The following is a 19,133-nucleotide window of genomic DNA, read 5'->3' on the forward strand; positions in this document are numbered from 1 at the left end:
TTGAGCCGATAGAGGGACTCGAACCCACGACCTGCTGATTACAAATCAGCTGCTCTAGCCAGCTGAGCTACATCGGCGTCATTATTACGGGTGCAAATATACATCTGAATTTTAATTTTCCAAAGTAAATTTACACTTTTTTCGCTTTTTTTTGACTACAATTCGTTGATTTTAGCAATCAGCTGATTTGCAGTTTGTTCCAGTTCTACATTGATTTGCTTGAAGTGTGCTTTCTTATTTTCTACATTCTTAGCATTCACTTTTGCAATCAAATTATCAAAAGCAGCAATAGCCTCATCAATTAAATTATTCGTTTCTTCTGTAGGTTTTCCTGAAGTAGAAAGTTCAAACAAATAAACCGCTTCTATAATATCACCTAAAACGTAGTTGATGTCTTTCTTTAAATTCTTAACGTTTGCCATTTTTATTTTAATTTTAATTTGCGTCTGCAAAAGTACACATAAACTTTTTATTAGCCACTATGAAATGTAAATTTCTAAAATAGAAGCTTTTCCACTCAAAACCAACTCACTCACAGCCGCAGGAATTAAAACCGTATCTCCTTTTTTATAAGAATACTGAGCCCCATTACATTCAATCTCAAAACTACCTTCTACACACATGTAAACTGTAAATGTTTCTCCTGTCTTTTTTGCTAAAAGCTCTCCTTCCAGAGGAATAAAGTTAGTTGTAAAATAAGGACAGTCAACCACTTCATTCGATTGATTAGCTACTTTATCATATTGTTTATAAGTATCTGTCTTTTCATAATTAATAGCATCCAATGCTAAATCTATATGCAATTCACGTCCATTTCCATTAGCATCTACCCTGTCAAAATCATAAATACGGTAAGTAATATCAGAAGTCTGCTGAATCTCAGCTACTACTAATCCTGCTCCAATAGCATGAACCGTTCCTGTTTCCAGAAAAAACACGTCTCCCGATTTTACTTTTACATCATCCAGAATTGAAAGCAAGGTTTTATTCTCCAGATTTTTAACATATTCATCTGCATTCGATTTTTCTTTGAAACCTACTATAATACGGGCATCTGTATCTGCCTGCATGATGTACCACATTTCTGTTTTACCAAAAGAATTATGACGTTCTTTTGCCAAAGCATCGTTAGGATGCACCTGAATTGATAAATCTTCACGGGCATCTAAGTATTTAAAAAGTAACGGGAATTGCTTTCCAAACTTTTTATAAACTGCTGTACCTAATATTTCATTAGGAATATCATCAATCAGTTCAAGTAGTGATTTCCCTTTTAAAACACCATTAGAAATCACACTTACATCTCCTTCAACAGTAGATAATTCCCAACTCTCACCGGTCGTTGGTGAAGTAACTGGTTTATTAAGTACTGTTTTTAATTTTTCTCCTCCCCAGATTCGGTCCTTCAAAATGGGTTCAAATTGTAACGGGTATATATTCTTCATTATTCTTAGTTTAAATTTATCTCGTTTCTGTTTTATTTAAATAAATGAGTTTTACAGCGATTTAAATACATCACAATCCTTTATAACTTACAAAATTTCTGGGCGTTTCGTAAAGCACTACTTCTAAATCAAATTCAGATTCAATATGCATTCTGAGTTTATTCCAGATTACCACAGCAATATTTTCTGCAGTAGGATTTAAATTCTCAAATTCAGGCACATCCAGATTTAGATTTTTATGATCAAAAGCATCTTCGACTTCCTTTTTTATAATATCTGCCAGGATCTTCGCATCCATCACAAAACCCGTTTCAGGATCAATAGCCCCTGTAACACTTGCTGTTAATTCATAATTATGACCGTGAAAATTAGGATTATTACATTTGCCAAAGACAGCATCATTTTGCTCAGAAGTCCAGTCCTTGCGATACAAACGATGTGCGGCATTAAAATGAGCCTTTCTGCTTATTGTTACTCTCATAATCCAATTTTAGATTCAAAAAATTAGTTTTAAATTTTATGCGCTTCCAGATAATGATAAAATTTATCGAAAATGATTTTAAACCATACGGTATAGATCTCCGGATGAATTAAAATATCCTCTTTCACAGCCTCAATATCCATCCATTTCCAGGACTCCACTTCATCTGAATTAATCAATGGGGCTTCATTATAATTACCAATCATAACATGATCTAACTCATGCTCCGTTAATCCGTTATCGAATGGTGCTTTATATATAAAATGAAACAATTCTTTAAGCGGAGTTTCAAACCCCATTTCCTCCATCAGTCTTCTGTTTCCTGCCTCAAGATTAGTTTCACTTTCACGCTGGTGACTGCAGCAGGTATTAGTCCACAACATTGGAGAATGATATTTATGATGTGCCCGCTGCTGCAGCATCAATTGATTTTTATCATTTAACACAAAAACCGAAAAAGCACGGTGTAATACCGCTTTTTCATGAGCTTCTAATTTTGGCATCAAGCCAATTTGCTCATCATTTTCATTAACCAGTATTACGTTTTCTTCTGTCATAATTTTTTATAGCTAGACAAAAATACAAAAAAGATAAGGAAACCATAAGGCTTTAACGTTCTCTTTCAAAATATAAATCAAACTGAATTTCATCCACTAAAAGAGACAATAATAATATCTGACTACACCTTGCTTTTAAAACCGAAAACATGCTTAAATCGTATATATAATAAGTTAAACAAGCCATAAATAGCTGTTAAAATGTAAACGAACCGACATTAAAAACTGAAAACGACCGTTATCTTTGTTAGTGTCAAACCATTACACAGCAATATTTAGATTATAAAAAAACACATTAAAGACAAAAAAAATGAAAACAAAAACCCTAATTAATCTGCTTTTATTATTGCCTGTATTTATGTTTACCGCCTGCGGACAAAACAAAAAAAACACAGTAACAATTAAAAAAACATCTGATAATAAAATCAGTAAACCCGGCAATCCATACTACTCTAACACCGACACTACAAAACTAAAACTTAGTGATGCCGAATGGAAAAAAGTACTTCCGGAAGACGTTTACTTGGTTATGCGTCATGCCGAAACAGAAAGAGCATTTACAGGAAAATACTGGAACACTGAAGACAAAGGAACTTACTATTGTGCCTCCTGTGGTAATTTATTATTTCGCTCTACCGCCAAGTTCTCCAGTAGCTGTGGATGGCCTAGTTTTTTTGAGCAGGAAAATAAAAAAAGTGTTACTTATAAAAACGATTATTCATACAACATGGAACGTATAGAAGTACTTTGTGGAAGATGCGGTGGCCATTTAGGACATCTTTTTGATGATGGACCTCCTCCTACAGGAAAAAGATATTGCATGAACTCTATTGCATTAGATTTCATCCCTGACAGCAAATAATTCGGATACATCAGTTAAAAAACAACATTATGAAAAATTCACTTTTAATATTCTTACTGCTTTCTATAAGCATGATGGGACAAGATAGTAATAAAAAAAACACTTCAAACACAGAAACCATAACTCTTGGAGGAGGTTGTTATTGGTGCATTGAAGCTATCTTTGAAAATCTTGACGGAGTAAAAACAGTCGTTTCCGGTTTTTCAGGAGGAACAACAGTTAACCCAAGTTACGATGAAGTATGTACCGGAAAAACAGGACACGCCGAAGTTGTTCAAATTACTTTTGATAAAAGCAAAACCGATTTAGACGAAATTCTAAAAGTATTTTTTACCGTTCATGACCCAACTACATTGAATCGTCAGGGGGCAGATGTAGGAACACAATATCGCTCGGTAATTTTTTACAAAAATGACGAACAAAGAAAAACGGCAACAGACATTATCAATGATTTAAACAAAAACAAAGTATACAATAACCCTATTGTAACCAAAGTAGAACCTTTAAAAAAATTCTACAAAGCCGAAAATTACCATCAGGATTATTACGAATACAACAAAAACAAACCCTATTGTAGATTAGTAATCCAACCCAAATTAGAAAAATTTGAAAAGGTTTTTAAAGACCGATTAAAAAAGAAATAATTTCACAATCCCCGACTAAGCAATTATTCGGGGATTTTTATTTAAAGATTCGCCAATTTTTAATGCGCATTTTTCACCATCAATAGCTGCCGAAATAATTCCTCCCGCATAACCGGCTCCTTCACCACAGGGATACAAACCTTTTATTTGCAGATGTTCCAATGTAATTCCGTCTCTTGGAATTCTTACTGGCGACGATGTTCTGGATTCAGGAGCATGTAAAATAGCCTCATTAGTCAGATAGCCACGCATGGATTTCCCAAAAGCAGTAAACCCTTCGCGTAATATTTGCGTTAAAAAACCGGGAAAAACCTGTCCTAACTCTACTGGTGTAGTTCCGGGAACATAAGAAGTTTTAGGAATATCTTTTGAAACTTTAGACTGGGTAAAATCAATCATCTTTTGCGCAGGAACTTTTTGAGTCTGCCCTGCCAGATGCCATGCTTTTTGTTCAATGCTTTTTTGAAATTCCATTCCTGCCAAAGCCCCAAACTTAGCAAATGGTTTAAAATCTTCTAATTTTAATTCAACTACAATCCCCGAATTAGCTGTCACCTGATCTCGTTTAGAAGGTGACCAACCATTAGTCACTACTTCACCGGGACTTGTCGCACAAGGCGCTATAACACCTCCCGGACACATACAAAAAGAATACATTCCTCTACCGCCTACTTGCTTTACGATACTATAAGGCGCGGGTGGTAACAATTCTCCACGAAAATCGCAGCTATACTGAATGCTGTCAATCAAAGATTGCGGATGTTCGGCTCTTACGCCTAAAGCAAAAGGTTTTGCTTCTATAAATATTTTTTTTCTATCCAATAATTCAAAAATATCTCTCGCCGAATGCCCCGTAGCCAAAATTAATTTATTGGCTAAAATTCGATCCCCGTTCTGGACAACAACACCTTCTACCTCATTATTCTTAATTAAGATATCGGTTACCCGTGTTTCAAACAAGACCTGACCGCCACATTCTTTAATTTTCTCACGGATGTCTTCTATAATTTTAGGTAATTTATTAGTTCCAATGTGCGGATGTGCATCGACTAAAATATCAGAAGTAGCTCCGTAAGCTACTAATAATTCTAAAATCCGGTTGACATCGCCTCTTTTTTTAGAACGGGTATATAATTTTCCATCCGAATAGGTTCCGGCTCCTCCTTCTCCAAAACAATAATTAGAATCCTCATCTACAATATGATCCCGATTAATTGCTTTTAAATCACGACGTCGTCCACGCACATCTTTTCCGCGTTCAATAACAATTGGTTTCAAACCCAATTCTATCAGTTGCAATGCTGCAAAAAGTCCCGCCGGTCCTGCACCTACTACAATTACTTCCTGAGCATTGGAGACATTAGGATAATCAGGAAGTTGTAATATATTTTCCTGAAAAGTATCTCCTTTAAGATAAATAAGTACTTTCAAATTGATTTTAACCACTTTTTGTCGTGCATCAATCGAACGTTTTAAAATACTAACATGCTCAATTTCCTGTGGAATCACTTTTATTTGTTTGGACAAATAGTCCTTAAGCAACAATTCATTTGCAGCAATTTCCGGAGTTACCTGAAGTAAAAGTTCTTTTGGCATTGTATTTTATTTTCTATTAGCTTTCTTTTTATGAAAGAAGTTGCAAAAATACGATTTTGAATCGAAAATTAGTTTACGAATATAAAATCCATTTTCAAAATAGTCTTCGTACTTTTGCAATTGAAACTTTTACGATAAAAAATGTCCAGAAAAATAAAATTAATTTGGGATTTCCGCGGACCTGCTGCTGCAAAAACAGCAGAACACCACGAAATACATTTAAAAGAATATATTGCGATAGAAAAACTTCCTTTAAACATTACCGGATTTGAGGTACATGGCGAAATGCAAGCCGTAGCTTTTATGGTAGTTACTGATGAAAATATGATTCAGGTAAGAGATGTCTTAAAACCACATCGCGGGGAACTTTTCACCGAATAGAGCGCAGATTTTAGAAGGCAGAAAACAGAAGGCAAAAAAAATTCAGATTAACACTTTATTAAAAAGAATTAATCTGAAATCTAAAATTTTAAGCCTCCAATATAAATCTAATTTGCTACTTCACTGATAAATTTAATACGCATCAAACGCAATTCGTCAATATCGTAATCTCCTTCAAATTCTTTTAAGGCTTCTTCTATTTTATCGGTTTTGGATTCCATGAAATAGTCATGAATTTCTTCCTGCTGATCTTCATCAAGCATATCATCAATCCAGTACTTAATATTCAATTTAGTTCCCGAATATACAATTTGTTCCATTTCTTTAATCAGCGCATCCATTGTTAAGCCTTTTGCTTTAGCAATATCATCCAAAGATAATTTTCTGTCAATATTTTGAATAATATATAACTTATTAGCCGAATTAGTCCCTGTAGATTTAACAACCAGATCATCTGGTCTTATAATGTCATTATCTTCAACATACCTATTGATTAAAGCAATGAATTCGGCACCATATTTTTTAGCTTTCCCCTCCCCAACACCATGAATATTAATCAATTCAGCTTGAGAAATTGGATATTTCAAAGCCATATCTTCTAATGATGGCTCCTGAAAAACCACAAAAGGAGGTACCCCTAATTTTTTAGCTACTTTTTTACGTAAGTCACGTAACATTTCCATCAAGGCTTCATCGGCAGTACCAGCAGATTTAGCTGCGGTTACTATCGCTTCGTCTTCCGCATCACTGTATTCATGATCTTCTGACATCATAAATGATGTTGGATTAGCAATAAAATCCAACCCTTTCTGGGTGATTTTTACAATCCCATAAGTCTCAATATCTTTTGACAAATACCCCTCTACTAAAACCTGTCTCAACAGAGCCATCCAGTATTTTTCGTCATGTGCTGTACCACAACCAAAAAAAGATTGCGAATCGGTACGATGCGCTTTTATAACAGCATTCACACGACCTATTAAGGTAAAAACAATTTCTTTAGACTTATATAAATGTTTGGTATCACGAACTACTTCCAAGAGCTTAACCACTTCATCTTTCGCCTCAACTTTGGTTTTTGGATTTCTGACATTATCATCCATATCAGCTCCTTCCCCGGTTTCGCTATCAAATTCTTCCCCAAAATAATGCAGTAAAAATTTTCTTCGGGACATAGACGTTTCTGCATAAGCAACCACTTCCTGCAACAAAGCAAAACCAATTTCCTGCTCGGCAACCGGCTTACCTGACATGAATTTTTCTAATTTCTCTACATCTTTATAAGAATAATAAGCAAGACAATGTCCCTCACCACCGTCTCGGCCGGCTCGCCCTGTTTCCTGATAATAACTTTCTAATGATTTAGGAATATCGTGATGAATTACAAAACGAACGTCTGGTTTATCAATCCCCATTCCGAAAGCAATCGTAGCCACCACCACTTCTACATCTTCCATTAAAAACATATCCTGATGTTTGGCTCTGGTTTTAGCATCCAGTCCGGCATGATAAGGAACAGCGCTTATACCATTAACTTTTAATACCTCGGCAATGGCTTCTACTTTTTTACGGCTTAAACAATAAATAACCCCTGATTTCCCTTTATGCTGACGAATGAAACGAATAATATCCGATTCCACATTTTTAGTCTTAGTACGTACTTCGTAATACAAATTAGGTCTGTTAAAAGAAGCTTTAAAGGTAACCGCATTAGACATATCCAGATTTTTAAGAATGTCTTCCTGTACTTTAGGAGTTGCCGTAGCAGTAAGACCTATAACCGGCACTTCACCTATTTGTTTAATTATATTTTTCAGATTTCGGTATTCAGGTCTAAAATCATGCCCCCATTCAGAGATACAATGTGCCTCGTCTATAGCAACGAAAGAAACGGTGACACTTTTCAGGAAATTGACATTTTCTTCTTTAGTCAGTGATTCCGGGGCTACATACAATAATTTAGTTAATCCCGAAGTAATATCTTTTTTTACCTGAGCAATTTCGGTCTTTGTTAGTGAAGAATTTAAAACATGGGCGATGCCGTTTTCTGAAGACAAACTTCGTATCGCATCTACCTGATTTTTCATTAATGCAATTAATGGAGAAACTACCACTGCAGTTCCTTCCTGAATTAAAGCAGGCAACTGATAACATAACGATTTTCCTCCACCTGTAGGCATTATTACAAATGTATTCTGCTTGTTCATTAAGCTTGTAATCACTTGTTCCTGTAATCCCTTAAATTGACTAAAGCCAAAATATTTCTTTAATTCTTTATGGATATCAATTTCGTTTGAATTCATTCTTTATTATATGGTATTTTGTATAAATTTGCATCACATAAAGATACAAATTTCTTTTACACACACAAATTTTAAACATTCAGTTTTGATATCCAAAGAAAATATATTGGGCATTGCCAAAAAAACCATATTATCTGAAAGTGAAGCAATTGTAAAACTAATTGATTACCTAGATGAAAATTTTTCAAAAGCTGTAGAAATTATCTTTCAATCTAAAGGGCGTCTTGTAGTTACAGGGATAGGAAAAAGTGCCATCATTGGTCAGAAAATGGTAGCGACTTTTAACTCTACAGGGACGCCTTCGATGTTTCTTCACGCTGCCGAAGCCATTCATGGTGACTTAGGAATGATCCAAAAAGACGATGTCATCATTTGCATTTCTAAAAGCGGAAACAGTCCGGAAATCAAAGCACTTATTCCATTATTAAAAAGAGACGGAAACCCATTAATAGGAATCAGCGGAAACATCAATTCTGCTCTTGCTAAAGGTTCCGATTATGTTCTCAATACAACCGTAGATGCAGAAGCCTGTCCTATTAACTTAGCCCCTACAAACAGCACCACAGCGCAATTAGTAATGGGAGATGCACTTGCTATTTGCCTAATGGAAATGCGTGATTTCAAAGCAGAAGATTTTGCTAAATACCATCCGGGAGGCGCTCTGGGCAAAAGACTTTTACTCCGGGTAAAAGACATGATTGTACACAGTCAGAAACCAATTGTTAGCCCTGATACCGCTATTAAAAAAGTGATTTTTGAAATATCTGAAAAAAGACTGGGAGTAACAGCAGTAATTGAGAACAATAAAGTAGTAGGAATTATTACAGATGGTGATATCAGAAGGATGCTAAACGACAGAGATACTTTTACCGATTTGACTGCAAAAGATATTATGACCAAAAACCCAAAATCAACCTCATCAGAGACCATGGCTATTGATGCTTTACAAATTTTGGAAAATCACTCTATTACTCAACTTATTGTTATTGATAATGAGCAATACAAAGGAGTACTACATTTACATGACATACTAAAAGAAGGAATTCTATAATGGCAAAAAAAAACACAAACGAAATGTCGTTTTTAGATCATCTTGAAGATTTAAGATGGTTATTAGTCCGAAGCACTATCGCCGTAATTATTATGGCAATAGTAACCTATTTTATTAGTGATTACTTATTTGACACTATCATTTTTGGCCCTACCAGACCCGGCTTTTTTACTTATGTATACTTCTGCGAATTATCGCATAGTCTGGGTTTTGCAGACAGCATCTGTATTACCGAAATGCCTTTTATCATCCAGAACACACAAATGGAAGGTCAGGTAAATGTTTTTATCTGGATATGTATCCTGTTTGGCTTTATACTCAGTTTCCCGTATATTCTATGGGAAGTCTGGAAATTTATAAGCCCTGCTTTGTATCAGAACGAAAAGAAAAATGCCAAAGTTTTTATCTTTTTCTCCTCTTTGCTATTCTTTCTCGGGGTTATTTTTGGTTATTTTGTCGTAATTCCTATGTCCGTGAATTTTGTGGCTACTTTTACTGTCAGCCCAACTGTAATTAACCAATTTACTTTGGATTCTTATATCGGGATGGTAAAAACTTCTGTTATAGCCAGCGGATTATTTTTTGAGCTCCCAATCATCATTTATTTCCTGACTAAACTGGGACTGGTAACTCCTGCTTTTTTAAGAACATACCGAAAATATGCCATTGTACTGGTGTTAATTATAGCCGCAATAGTTACCCCTCCGGATGTAGTGAGTCAGACGATTGTTGCCATTCCGATGCTATTAATTTACGAAGCGAGTATCTTTCTTTCTGTTTTGGTAGTAAAAAAAGAAAAAGGCTTAGCGCTAAAAAAATAATAAATTGTTAATGTGTTTATTTGTTTGTCTGGTTATTCGTTAATTTGTCGAAAAATCTAATGAACAGATACTCAAACAACCCAACTTAAGATGATTTTAAGAGCCGATAATTTAGTAAAAACGTACAAAGGAAGAAGTGTCGTAAAAGGCATTTCGGTCGAAGTCAATCAGGGAGAGATTGTGGGTTTATTAGGCCCTAACGGAGCCGGAAAAACAACCTCTTTTTACATGATCGTAGGGCTAGTTAAACCCAATGCCGGAAGCATCCATCTTGACAATACTGATATTACAAATTACCCAATGTACAAAAGAGCGCAACAGGGAATTGGTTATCTCGCTCAGGAAGCTTCTGTGTTTAGAAAACTGAGTATTGAGGACAACATCCTGAGTGTTTTACAATTAACAAAATTACCCAAAGAAGCCCAAATTGCAAAAATGGAAAGCCTTATAGCCGAATTTAGTCTGGAGCATATCCGCACCAATCGTGGTGATTTACTTTCAGGAGGTGAACGCCGTCGTACAGAAATTGCCCGTTGCCTGGCTACTGATCCTAAATTTATCTTACTGGACGAACCTTTTGCCGGAGTTGACCCTGTAGCTGTTGAAGACATTCAAAGAATTGTAGCGCAATTAAAAAATAAAAATATCGGAATCTTAATTACCGATCACAACGTTCAGGAAACTTTAGCCATTACCGATAAAACTTATTTGATGTTTGAAGGTGGCATCTTAAAAGCCGGAAAACCAGAAGAATTAGTAGAAGACGAAATGGTACGCAGAGTGTATTTAGGACAAAATTTCGAATTAAGAAAGAAGAAATTAGAATTTTAATTAAAAAGCAGTCTGCAGAATTTAAATAGCAGCATATAAAAATTAGATTTTAGACTCGATGTTTAATTGTCTTAATCTGAAATCTGAAATCTGAAATCCGAAATCTGAAACTACTCTTTTGTAATAAACTGCAATTGCTGTAAATCGCCATTAAAAATATTGACATCAACATTGCCTTTTATTCCTGAAACAGAAGCCTTTTCGGTAAATTGCCAGAACAACCAGTCTTCGTCTAATTTCTCTCTGTAAAAATTATAATTAGCAATCCAAAACAAATAATCTGAGAATTCTTCTTTCAGAAAATCATCATAATAACGTTCACCTGTATAGATTATCGGTTTTACTTTATAATGTTCCTCTATTTTATTTAACCAGCGTCTGAGTCCTATTTTTAATCGACCGACAGATTGATTTTTAGGCAATTGTTCGATATCGAGAACCGGCGGCAAATCTCCTTTTTGCAAAGTGACGTTTTTTATAAAAAGTTCGGCTTGCTCGATAGAGTTTTCATTGGGACGATAATAATGATAAGCACCCCGAATCAGCTTATTTTCTTTGGCCTTGAGCCAATTCTCCTTAAATCTTTTGTCCAGCCTGTCATCACCCACAGTAGCTCTGATAAAAACAAACGAAATTTTATAGTCATTGTCTAAAGTTTCTACTGCATCCCATTCAATATCGCCCTGATATTCTGAAACATCAATCCCGATAGCTTTGGCTTCATTTTTTTCTAAAACCTGATAATTACGTACATCTGAAAGTTTTTTAGCTCTGGCTTCTTTGTCTAAAACTTTATCGGTTTTAAAACTGAAATAATAAGCTAATCCATCTCTGTAATGGTAAACTGTACCCAAAAAAAGAGCTATAAAAAAAACAATAACACCTGTTTTAATTGTCTTTTTCAATACTACTGAAGACTTCTTCTTCGGCTTTCTGTATGTCGTAGTGCGACGTCTGTTATTTTGTTTTGCCATCTAACGAAAACCTATTATTGACAACAGATAACAACACATAACTTATAATAACCAGCGGAACTCCCGCGTATTGAAAAAAGAATACTAATAATACCGAAAGTGCTAAAAACACTATTTGAAGCAAGTTATCTTTGAAAGTAAATTTTTTAATTTTTAATGAAAACAACGGAATCTCAGCATTTAGAATATAAGCGCTAAAAGCCGTAATGAGCAGCAACATCCACTGGCTGCTAAGCAATTCTAATACAAATAACGAATCAGAATAGCTTACCACTAATGGAAGACTCAATACAAACAATGAATTAGCCGGAGTTGGCAAACCAATAAAAGACTCGGTCTGACGTGTATCAATATTAAAAAAAGCCAAACGATAACAGGAGCCCAGCGTAATTACAAAACCTAAAAAAGGAAAAACAGAACTGTTTGAAATTTCGTGCTGACTGTTTTCCAGTAAAAAATACATCACATAACCCGGAACCACACCGCTGGTTACCATATCTGCTAAGGAATCCAACTGCAATCCTAATTCTCCGGTAACTTTAAACAAACGTGCAAAAAAACCATCAAAAAAATCAAAGAAAATCCCTAAAAAAACAAAAAAAAAGGCGACTTCAAACTCTTGTTTACTCACAAAAACCATCGCAATACAACCACAAAAAAGATTTAGTAACGTAATAGTGTTCGGGATGTGTTTTTTAATATTCATTTTAATTTGCTTTATTAAGTATAGCTACAAATTTAATACAATACATTTTGTTATTTCCAATTCCTTATTTTTTCTTCAACATCATTTTCAACAACCGATTTATTATTCATTATTTAAAATAACTAAGAAGCCAGCTCGTTAAAAAATGATACTTTTGAAAAAAAATAGTAACGACATTTATTATGGCACACATTCCCTTTTTAAAAAAAATAACCCTATTACTATTCTTTATTAGCCTTGTCAATGCAGTCAGTGCACAAAATATTCAATTATCCGGAGAAGCTGCAGTAAGTGTGATTACGTGTGGTACGGGAAATGAATCTTATTCTCTTTTCGGGCATACCGCTATTCGGATTAAAGACCCTGTTAATTTTGTAGATGCTGTTTATAATTATGGTGCTTTTGATTTTAGCACGCCTAATTTCGTTCCTAAATTTGCCAAAGGAGATCTGCAATATTTCGCAGTTGTTAACCGCTACACTGACTTTATCAGTCAGTATGCTTATGACAGGCGTTCAGTTGAGGAACAGGAATTACAGATTCCTCTGGAACTGAAACAACAGCTATTTGAAAACCTAAACACTTCTTTAGCCTCAGGGGACAGTCATTATACCTATAAATTTATTGATAAAAACTGTACTTCAATGGTAGTTGATCTCATCAATAAAACACTGGGCAACATTGTAATTACAAAAAAAACAGATACTGAACTTACATACAGAACTATTTTATATCCTTACTTTAACCATCATTTTTACGAAAAATTAGGTACAAGTATTATTTTTGGAACCAAGGTAGACGAGCCCGGTACTAAATTATTTTTACCGATAGAACTGCAGAAGAGTTTAGCGGTAACCACCTATAAAAACAAGGCGTTAGCACCGGAAAACAAAACTATTTTGAACTTTGAGCCTTCCCATCTGTTTTCCTGGTGGAACAATATTTATACATACCTTATTTTTACAGCTTTATTAGTAATTCTGAATAAAAGAATGATACACCTGAGTTTTTTTACCATAATGGGATTCCTTGGATTATTCTTTATTTTTATGGGATTCTATTCTAATCACTTAGAACTCGCTAACAATTATAATGTACTGTTGTTTAATCCCGCTTTATTAGTTTTGGCTGTGTTTTACAGCTTAAAAAATAAAGTATGGAGCTATAGACTGGCAGTATTTAATCTTATTTCAATTGGAATATATGTAGTGATTTTACTCAATAAAGTGCACTTATTTATTGTACTGCCATTAGTAGTCACTTCTGTTTATTTTTTGATACAACTAATACTAAAAAAGAGAACTGTTCCAAAAATTAAATAATAATCAACTAAATAATTTTATTGCCCTCTGTAAAATAAAACGGTAGTTATTGTCTTCAGTGTAATACTAAAATCCAGGTAAAAACTGCGGTGTTTAATATAATACAAATCATACTGCAGTTTGATTAAACTTTCTTCAATAGATTCTCCGTAACTGTAATTTACCTGTGCCCATCCGGTAAGACCGGGTTTAATAACGTGTCTTGTTTCATAAAAGGGCATTCTTGCTGCAATTTCTTTTACAAAGAAAGGACGTTCCGGTCGTGGTCCTATCACAGCCATATCTCCTTTTATAATGTTTACAAACTGCGGAAATTCGTCCATTCTGGTTTTTCTCATAAACTTGCCAAATGCGGTAATTCTGCTGTCATTACAAGTAGCAAAAACTGCTTTCTCAGCCTCTGCATTTTCAATCATGGTACGAAACTTTAATATCTTAAATACCTTCCCGTCTTTCCCTACTCTTTCCTGCGAATAAAACAAACTTCCTCTATTTGCAAAAGCATTTATAACAAAAATAAAAGGAATCAGTATCAGTGTGATGAACAAGCCCACAACCGAAAGCATGATTTCCAGAATCCGTACTATTGCCAAATACAGGCGGTTTTGATTGCTACGGCTAAAAGGGAAAAACCGATAAAAATCCCGTTCTGCATATTGCACAGGAATACGCTGGGTTTTTGACTCATAGACCTGTGAATATTCTCTGATTACTTTTCCTGACTGTAATAATTTCAACAATTGCTGGTACAGCTCAGTGGTAATATTTTCCGGTTTCTGAGTACCAATTACAATTTCAGTAATATGCTTTTCTTTTACATAACAAAGTAAATCTTTCGTTTGTACAGCTTCTAAATACGAATGAAACCCCTCTTTGCTACTCGGATAATCATTCACATACGCTATAATTTTATAGTGCGGATCAATATTTTCAAGTCCCAGAATAAGTTCTTCGAGCTGATTGTTGTCACAAACTAACAATGCATTCTGAAAAAACCTTCGAGATGCCAGAAATCGCACATAGAACACTCTCCATACCAGCAATGAAAAGAAAAAAACCAGTAAAAATGTCAAAATCTGAAGCCGGTTAGAGGGCAATTGAGGAGCATAAACAGGAGTCAGCAAATAAGCCAGTACCGTAATGGTTACCGTAAGAATAGTACTTTTTATAATCTGGTATTCATTACTGGATACCTGCAGATTGTAAAACTCTAATATTGTACCAATTACTTTTAAATAAAATACAAGAACTATCAGGTAAATCAGATTAGAGACTGCTGCTTTTAAGTATGCCAAATCAAAAAAGTACCCGAAACTATATAAAGCTATGACAACAGCGCATACATCTACAAGGTGCAGAATTGCTTTCCTTTCGGAAATCTCAAAATGTATTTTATCCTGTAACATTCTTTTTTGTCGGCAATATAGTTCTTATCTGTAAAATTGTCAACTCTGATGAGCTTTAAAATATAATTTCTGTACAAGTTTACAAACTATCTGCTCAGACTTGATAACATATCCTATTAATTGTAAATTCAGTTTAAATACTATTTAAAAAATAAAAAATAAGATATTTACACTATTTTAGTGCTGCTTTCAACCGGTTTAATTTGTATATCCAGTAACGTTAAAGCGTACACAAAGGCCGGAGCAGCGAGCCGCATAGCAGCATGATTAATGGTTAGCAGCCAAAAAACATAAAAGGAGAAAAAATAAATATTCTGGTAATTATTTAAATACAGTACCACAGGAGTTATAAACAAAATTAATAAAATCAATACGCCAAACATACCGTGTTCCGCTAATAATCTCGTAATTTCGCTATGAGAAGCCACTTCCTGTCCTATTTCCTGCTCTCTAAATATTTTCCCTAAACCAATACCTACTCCCATCACAGGATTTTCTTTAAAGAGTTCGATTTCTGTTCCCATTACCGCTTCACGTCCTCCCAGACGGTCTTCTTTCTCCCTGCCAGCAGCATTCTGATTGGCATATCTCTTATTAATCAGTCCGCTGGTCTGAACTACACTATAGCTCCAGACACTAAAAACCAAAATACTGCTTAATACTACAATCCATTTCAGTTTTCTTTTTCCTGAAGAATTACTCAACAAATAGGCTGCTATAATTATAAAAACAATCATCGCAAAGCCCGTAATTACTCCTCCTCTGGAAAAAGTAACAATAGCTCTGTAGCTTGTTAAAACAAAAAGAAAACCATTTAAAGCTATAGTTATTTTTGATTTGGACATAAAAACCAACTGGCAGAAAAAGACAAACATCCCCAGCCCCAAAATGGTAGCCACCTGATTAGGACCAAAACCTCCCGAGGTGGCAAAATTAGACTGGGTTCCGGTTACTACATCCTGTACACTGGGATTGTACAACAGCAAATATACCAGCGTAGCAATAACAGGTATTCCAAAAAACACTATAATATTTTGCAACTGTGTGAATGAAAGCTTTCTTTTATAGCAATACAACGCACACAATCCCAGACAGACCGGTCCCGAAATATTAAATGTAATCGCTTTACGCACTTCCAAATCAATTATCTGCGTACTCATTGTCATTAAAACTGAGGGGACTAACAACAGAAAATACAACCAGTATATGATACTGTTCTTTGAGAAACCACTTAACACAAAACCCAACAGCATTAGCAGCGAAACCACAGTCTTGACGTATTCGTAATTTAAATTACCACCTGTCATCCTGATAAAAACCTCTGCACCTACCAGATAAGCAACAACATACAAAACTTCATTATTTCTGTTATTAACAGCAATAACATAATAACCGCCAAAAGCTGCCACCAGCAACGGATATATTTTAGATAAAAACGGAATATAAAAAAGAATAAACGCCAGACCTACATGGAACAGCGTCAGATTGATATAATTGATTTCTGATTTACTCATTTATAATATAATTATACTTTGTAATAAGTTTTTTCATCATTACACTTGAAGAGTATTGCTTTAATACATCCATTTTTAGATTTGTCCCCAAGTTTTTCTGCAAATCTTCATTAAAAGCTAATTTTAAAAAATGTTTTTTTAACGCTTCGGAATCTTCAGGATTAAATAATACCCCACTATATCCTTCTTTGATAAGCGAAGAACAAAATCCAACATCTGTACTTATTACTGCTAATCCAGCATTTCCATATTCTAATAAGGAAACTGGAAAGCCTTCATATGTTGATGCCAAAACACCAATATTCGCCTGAGACAAAACAAATGGAATATCCTCTTTAGAATCATATAAAAAGACATTTTCATTTAAATCTTCTTTGTCTATAAAATTCTTTAATTCATAAAAATATTCATCTTTATAAATTTTACCTACAAAATGTAAAGACCAGAAAATATCTTTTAGTTTTGTCTGATTGAAAGCTTTAAGTATTGTAATATGATTTTTAGGTTTTTTTAAATTGGCTAAACAGATTATCCTTTTACCTTTTTCCCCTTTTAAATATGTATTTTTTACTATAGCTCTATTTTCTAATATAAAATTAGGGATAAAAAATACTTTTGCTGTTTTTAAATTTTCTAAAATCCATTTTTGAGATTCCGAATTGACTGTAAAACAAGCTGAAAAGAAAAAAGAACAAAAAAGCAGTACAGCGTGTTTGTTTTTGTTTTCATTTATTCTGTTTCCGTAATGGTCATGCCAGATTATCTTAATGGCTGGTAATGTCAATTTGATTAAAACAGCTAAAAAGAAAGAAGAACTGTGTGCCTGAATGATTCGTATCCGGTGTTTCTTAAGGTACTTTCTGAGTGTAAATACTGCTTTTATATCCAGCGTACTTTTTTTGTTTAAAAACAGATAATTTGTTTTATTACTTATTTGCTTTTTTAAAATCCCTTCTTTGCGGGTAGCCACTATCGCAGAAAATTCAATTTCTTCCGCAAGAACATTGGCATAATTTACCGCCATGCGTTCGGCACCACCTGCTTCTAAGGAATCTATCAATTGCACTACTCTCATTGTTGCAGTAATTTTTGGATTTCTGCTTCAAAATAATCTAAGGTATATTTTTGTGACCATTGCTGTGCCGCCTTGCTTTTCTTTTCAAAAACTGAAGGATTATTAATTAAATCATTAATAGCAGACGCATCTTTTTCAACCTCCATTTGAAGTAAAACGCCCCGTTTTCCCTGTGCTAACATATCCGGAACACAGGAAACGGCAGTTGCCAGCGGTACACAACCCCAGAACATTCCTTCGGCAATGGCTTTTGGCCAGCCTTCACTTTTAGAGGGCAGAACGACAAAATGACTTTGCTGACAGGCTTTTTTAATTATCTCCTGATTTTGATTCCCGTGTAAAATCACATGTTCTTTTAAATTACTGACTTCCACATATTTTTCTATATCCCGCCTTAGTTTTCCTTCTCCATAAATATCTAAAAGTATGTTGGGAATGCTTTCTTTTATTTGTTCCAATAGCTGAATGGCATATATCGGATTTTTACCTTCCACTAAAGTCCCTGCAAACAGCAGTCTGATTGTTTCTCCGGAATGTACTGTTTTTTGAATGGCTTGCTTTTCAGTTTCCGAATAGGTCGCTGTAAAAAAAGGCCGGATATTCTCCGATTGATTCTTCCAGTTTCCATATACTAACACCTGCATATTCCGCGTCAAAAAAGTATTGCTTAAAATCCATTTTTGCAGCCGGTAAGTCCACGGTTGTTTTGCTTCAGGATCCCAATTGCCTGCGTATTTTGCTGATTTGGTTTTGAACGGAAATCCTATTTGCAGTATGCAGCCCAGTAATCCCATATTACCGGGGCAACGCAAATGGATATGATCGGCCTGCTGCATCGCTTTTATTATTTTTATCAGCACCAGCGGCAGTACCAGCATGGTTTTTAAAATCTTTATGAATGAGGTTAATGCAATGGCAGGTACTTTAAAAAAAATAATGTCCGGATGTTCATAAGGGATGTCAATAGTGCCTTTTTTTTCTGTGCTAATTGGCGCGACAACAGTACACTGAGGTGCATTTTTCAACCAGAGGTTCATTTCCCGGACATAGGGTGCATACGCATAATATCTGCTTTGCTCTTTATAGTGCGGAACATGTGTAACAATTAACAATTTCATGTTTGTAGGTAGTCTTATGACCGATAGCTGTAATTGGTTCGATGAT

General features: G+C 34.8%; 19 protein-coding genes and 1 tRNA gene. 7 read left to right on the plus strand and 13 right to left on the minus strand.

Annotated elements, in window-relative coordinates:
• Nucleotides 1-3: 3 nt before the first annotated feature.
• The 5 genes from ACSV4D_RS12520 to idi all read right to left on the minus strand — a co-directional run bounded on the left by ACSV4D_RS12520 (nt 4) and on the right by idi (nt 2,483).
• Nucleotides 4-77 (minus strand) — tRNA-Thr (locus ACSV4D_RS12520).
• 78 nt (nt 78-155) lie between these two features.
• Complete coding sequence (locus ACSV4D_RS12525; protein ID WP_408082445.1) at nt 156-422, minus strand: hypothetical protein; 267 nt, start codon at nt 420-422, stop codon at nt 156-158.
• A 57-nt stretch (nt 423-479) separates the two neighbouring features.
• Nucleotides 480-1,448, minus strand: a complete 969-nt coding sequence (locus tag ACSV4D_RS12530; RefSeq protein ID WP_439228657.1) for a type I phosphomannose isomerase catalytic subunit — start codon at nt 1,446-1,448, stop codon at nt 480-482.
• Between the two features lie 67 nt (nt 1,449-1,515).
• Nucleotides 1,516-1,926, minus strand: coding sequence for a 6-pyruvoyl trahydropterin synthase family protein (locus ACSV4D_RS12535; protein WP_439228531.1), 411 nt, complete (start codon nt 1,924-1,926; stop codon nt 1,516-1,518).
• 29 nt (nt 1,927-1,955) lie between these two features.
• Nucleotides 1,956-2,483: an isopentenyl-diphosphate Delta-isomerase gene (gene idi, locus ACSV4D_RS12540; protein WP_439228532.1), complete on the minus strand. Its 528-nt coding sequence runs from the start codon at nt 2,481-2,483 to the stop codon at nt 1,956-1,958.
• A 310-nt stretch (nt 2,484-2,793) separates the two neighbouring features.
• Here idi and msrB point away from each other — a divergent pair, with 310 nt between their 5' ends.
• Together msrB and msrA are read left to right on the plus strand one after the other, a co-directional pair.
• Nucleotides 2,794-3,345, plus strand: coding sequence for a peptide-methionine (R)-S-oxide reductase MsrB (msrB, locus tag ACSV4D_RS12545; protein ID WP_408082442.1), 552 nt, complete (start codon nt 2,794-2,796; stop codon nt 3,343-3,345).
• Between the two features lie 29 nt (nt 3,346-3,374).
• A complete protein-coding gene (msrA, locus tag ACSV4D_RS12550) occupies nt 3,375-3,989 on the plus strand; it encodes a peptide-methionine (S)-S-oxide reductase MsrA (protein WP_439228533.1) in 615 nt (204 codons plus the stop codon).
• A 15-nt stretch (nt 3,990-4,004) separates the two neighbouring features.
• Here the strand turns inward: msrA and ACSV4D_RS12555 are convergent, their stop codons facing one another.
• Nucleotides 4,005-5,585 (minus strand): FAD-dependent protein, encoded by a 1,581-nt coding sequence (locus ACSV4D_RS12555; RefSeq protein WP_439228534.1) that lies wholly within the window; start codon nt 5,583-5,585, stop codon nt 4,005-4,007.
• A 141-nt stretch (nt 5,586-5,726) separates the two neighbouring features.
• Here ACSV4D_RS12555 and ACSV4D_RS12560 point away from each other — a divergent pair, with 141 nt between their 5' ends.
• Complete coding sequence (locus ACSV4D_RS12560) at nt 5,727-5,966, plus strand: hypothetical protein (RefSeq protein WP_439228535.1); 240 nt, start codon at nt 5,727-5,729, stop codon at nt 5,964-5,966.
• 107 nt (nt 5,967-6,073) lie between these two features.
• On the opposite strand, the gene ACSV4D_RS12565 is transcribed toward ACSV4D_RS12560, so the two are convergent.
• Nucleotides 6,074-8,269 (minus strand): RecQ family ATP-dependent DNA helicase, encoded by a 2,196-nt coding sequence (locus ACSV4D_RS12565; RefSeq protein ID WP_408082438.1) that lies wholly within the window; start codon nt 8,267-8,269, stop codon nt 6,074-6,076.
• Nucleotides 8,270-8,354: 85 nt separating this feature from the next.
• On the opposite strand from ACSV4D_RS12565, the gene ACSV4D_RS12570 reads away from it, so the two are divergent.
• From ACSV4D_RS12570 to lptB, 3 genes are all read left to right on the plus strand, one after another.
• Nucleotides 8,355-9,320 carry a KpsF/GutQ family sugar-phosphate isomerase gene (locus ACSV4D_RS12570; protein ID WP_439228536.1) on the plus strand — a complete coding sequence of 322 codons (966 nt, stop codon included), beginning with the start codon at nt 8,355-8,357 and terminating at the stop codon, nt 9,318-9,320.
• Nucleotides 9,320-10,141 carry a twin-arginine translocase subunit TatC gene (gene tatC, locus ACSV4D_RS12575; RefSeq protein ID WP_408082436.1) on the plus strand — a complete coding sequence of 274 codons (822 nt, stop codon included), beginning with the start codon at nt 9,320-9,322 and terminating at the stop codon, nt 10,139-10,141. The genes ACSV4D_RS12570 and tatC overlap by 1 nt, the downstream gene beginning before the upstream one ends.
• Before the next feature lie 90 nt (nt 10,142-10,231).
• Complete coding sequence (gene lptB / locus ACSV4D_RS12580) at nt 10,232-10,972, plus strand: LPS export ABC transporter ATP-binding protein (protein WP_408082435.1); 741 nt, start codon at nt 10,232-10,234, stop codon at nt 10,970-10,972.
• A 110-nt stretch (nt 10,973-11,082) separates the two neighbouring features.
• Here the strand turns inward: lptB and ACSV4D_RS12585 are convergent, their stop codons facing one another.
• Both ACSV4D_RS12585 and ACSV4D_RS12590 read right to left on the minus strand, forming a co-directional pair.
• Nucleotides 11,083-11,946 carry a glycoside hydrolase family 25 protein gene (locus ACSV4D_RS12585; protein WP_439228537.1) on the minus strand — a complete coding sequence of 288 codons (864 nt, stop codon included), beginning with the start codon at nt 11,944-11,946 and terminating at the stop codon, nt 11,083-11,085.
• The gene (locus ACSV4D_RS12590) at nt 11,930-12,652 is read right to left on the minus strand and encodes a CDP-alcohol phosphatidyltransferase family protein (RefSeq protein ID WP_439228538.1); all 723 of its coding nucleotides are present in this window, start codon (nt 12,650-12,652) and stop codon (nt 11,930-11,932) included. Before ACSV4D_RS12590 ends, ACSV4D_RS12585 begins: the two co-directional genes overlap by 17 nt.
• A 182-nt stretch (nt 12,653-12,834) precedes the next feature.
• Between ACSV4D_RS12590 and ACSV4D_RS12595 the strand changes: the two genes are divergently transcribed.
• Entirely contained in the window at nt 12,835-13,974 is a 1,140-nt protein-coding gene (locus ACSV4D_RS12595; RefSeq protein WP_439228539.1) for a lipoprotein N-acyltransferase Lnb domain-containing protein, read from the plus strand.
• 17 nt (nt 13,975-13,991) lie between these two features.
• On the opposite strand, the gene ACSV4D_RS12600 is transcribed toward ACSV4D_RS12595, so the two are convergent.
• From ACSV4D_RS12600 to ACSV4D_RS12615, 4 genes are all read right to left on the minus strand, one after another.
• Entirely contained in the window at nt 13,992-15,380 is a 1,389-nt protein-coding gene (locus ACSV4D_RS12600; RefSeq protein WP_439228540.1) for an exopolysaccharide biosynthesis polyprenyl glycosylphosphotransferase, read from the minus strand.
• A 167-nt stretch (nt 15,381-15,547) separates the two neighbouring features.
• A complete protein-coding gene (locus ACSV4D_RS12605) occupies nt 15,548-16,894 on the minus strand; it encodes an O-antigen ligase family protein (protein ID WP_439228541.1) in 1,347 nt (448 codons plus the stop codon).
• Nucleotides 16,887-17,969, minus strand: coding sequence for a glycosyltransferase (locus ACSV4D_RS12610; protein ID WP_439228542.1), 1,083 nt, complete (start codon nt 17,967-17,969; stop codon nt 16,887-16,889). Before ACSV4D_RS12610 ends, ACSV4D_RS12605 begins: the two co-directional genes overlap by 8 nt.
• Nucleotides 17,966-19,087 carry a glycosyltransferase family 4 protein gene (locus tag ACSV4D_RS12615; protein ID WP_439228543.1) on the minus strand — a complete coding sequence of 374 codons (1,122 nt, stop codon included), beginning with the start codon at nt 19,085-19,087 and terminating at the stop codon, nt 17,966-17,968. Before ACSV4D_RS12615 ends, ACSV4D_RS12610 begins: the two co-directional genes overlap by 4 nt.
• Nucleotides 19,088-19,133: the final 46 nt, after the last annotated feature.

Source organism: Flavobacterium sp. ARAG 55.4 (assembly GCF_051846875.1).
In the GTDB taxonomy this organism is placed as follows: domain Bacteria; phylum Bacteroidota; class Bacteroidia; order Flavobacteriales; family Flavobacteriaceae; genus Flavobacterium; species Flavobacterium plantiphilum.

Bases quoted from the DNA above. Each gene is read 5' to 3' on its own strand.
- ACSV4D_RS12525 (WP_408082445.1), bottom strand. From the start codon at position 422: ATGGCAAACGTTAAGAATTTAAAGAAAGACATCAACTACGTTTTAGGT.
- ACSV4D_RS12535 (WP_439228531.1), bottom strand. From the start codon at position 1,926: ATGAGAGTAACAATAAGCAGAAAGGCTCATTTTAATGCCGCACATCGT.
- idi (WP_439228532.1), bottom strand. From the start codon at position 2,483: ATGACAGAAGAAAACGTAATACTGGTTAATGAAAATGATGAGCAAATT.
- msrB (WP_408082442.1), top strand. From the start codon at position 2,794: ATGAAAACAAAAACCCTAATTAATCTGCTTTTATTATTGCCTGTATTT.
- msrA (WP_439228533.1), top strand. From the start codon at position 3,375: ATGAAAAATTCACTTTTAATATTCTTACTGCTTTCTATAAGCATGATG.
- ACSV4D_RS12555 (WP_439228534.1), bottom strand. From the start codon at position 5,585: ATGCCAAAAGAACTTTTACTTCAGGTAACTCCGGAAATTGCTGCAAAT.
- ACSV4D_RS12560 (WP_439228535.1), top strand. From the start codon at position 5,727: ATGTCCAGAAAAATAAAATTAATTTGGGATTTCCGCGGACCTGCTGCT.
- ACSV4D_RS12565 (WP_408082438.1), bottom strand. From the start codon at position 8,269: ATGAATTCAAACGAAATTGATATCCATAAAGAATTAAAGAAATATTTT.
- tatC (WP_408082436.1), top strand. From the start codon at position 9,320: ATGGCAAAAAAAAACACAAACGAAATGTCGTTTTTAGATCATCTTGAA.
- lptB (WP_408082435.1), top strand. From the start codon at position 10,232: ATGATTTTAAGAGCCGATAATTTAGTAAAAACGTACAAAGGAAGAAGT.
- ACSV4D_RS12585 (WP_439228537.1), bottom strand. From the start codon at position 11,946: ATGGCAAAACAAAATAACAGACGTCGCACTACGACATACAGAAAGCCG.
- ACSV4D_RS12590 (WP_439228538.1), bottom strand. From the start codon at position 12,652: ATGAATATTAAAAAACACATCCCGAACACTATTACGTTACTAAATCTT.
- ACSV4D_RS12595 (WP_439228539.1), top strand. From the start codon at position 12,835: ATGGCACACATTCCCTTTTTAAAAAAAATAACCCTATTACTATTCTTT.
- ACSV4D_RS12600 (WP_439228540.1), bottom strand. From the start codon at position 15,380: ATGTTACAGGATAAAATACATTTTGAGATTTCCGAAAGGAAAGCAATT.
- ACSV4D_RS12605 (WP_439228541.1), bottom strand. From the start codon at position 16,894: ATGAGTAAATCAGAAATCAATTATATCAATCTGACGCTGTTCCATGTA.
- ACSV4D_RS12610 (WP_439228542.1), bottom strand. From the start codon at position 17,969: ATGAGAGTAGTGCAATTGATAGATTCCTTAGAAGCAGGTGGTGCCGAA.
- ACSV4D_RS12615 (WP_439228543.1), bottom strand. From the start codon at position 19,087: ATGAAATTGTTAATTGTTACACATGTTCCGCACTATAAAGAGCAAAGC.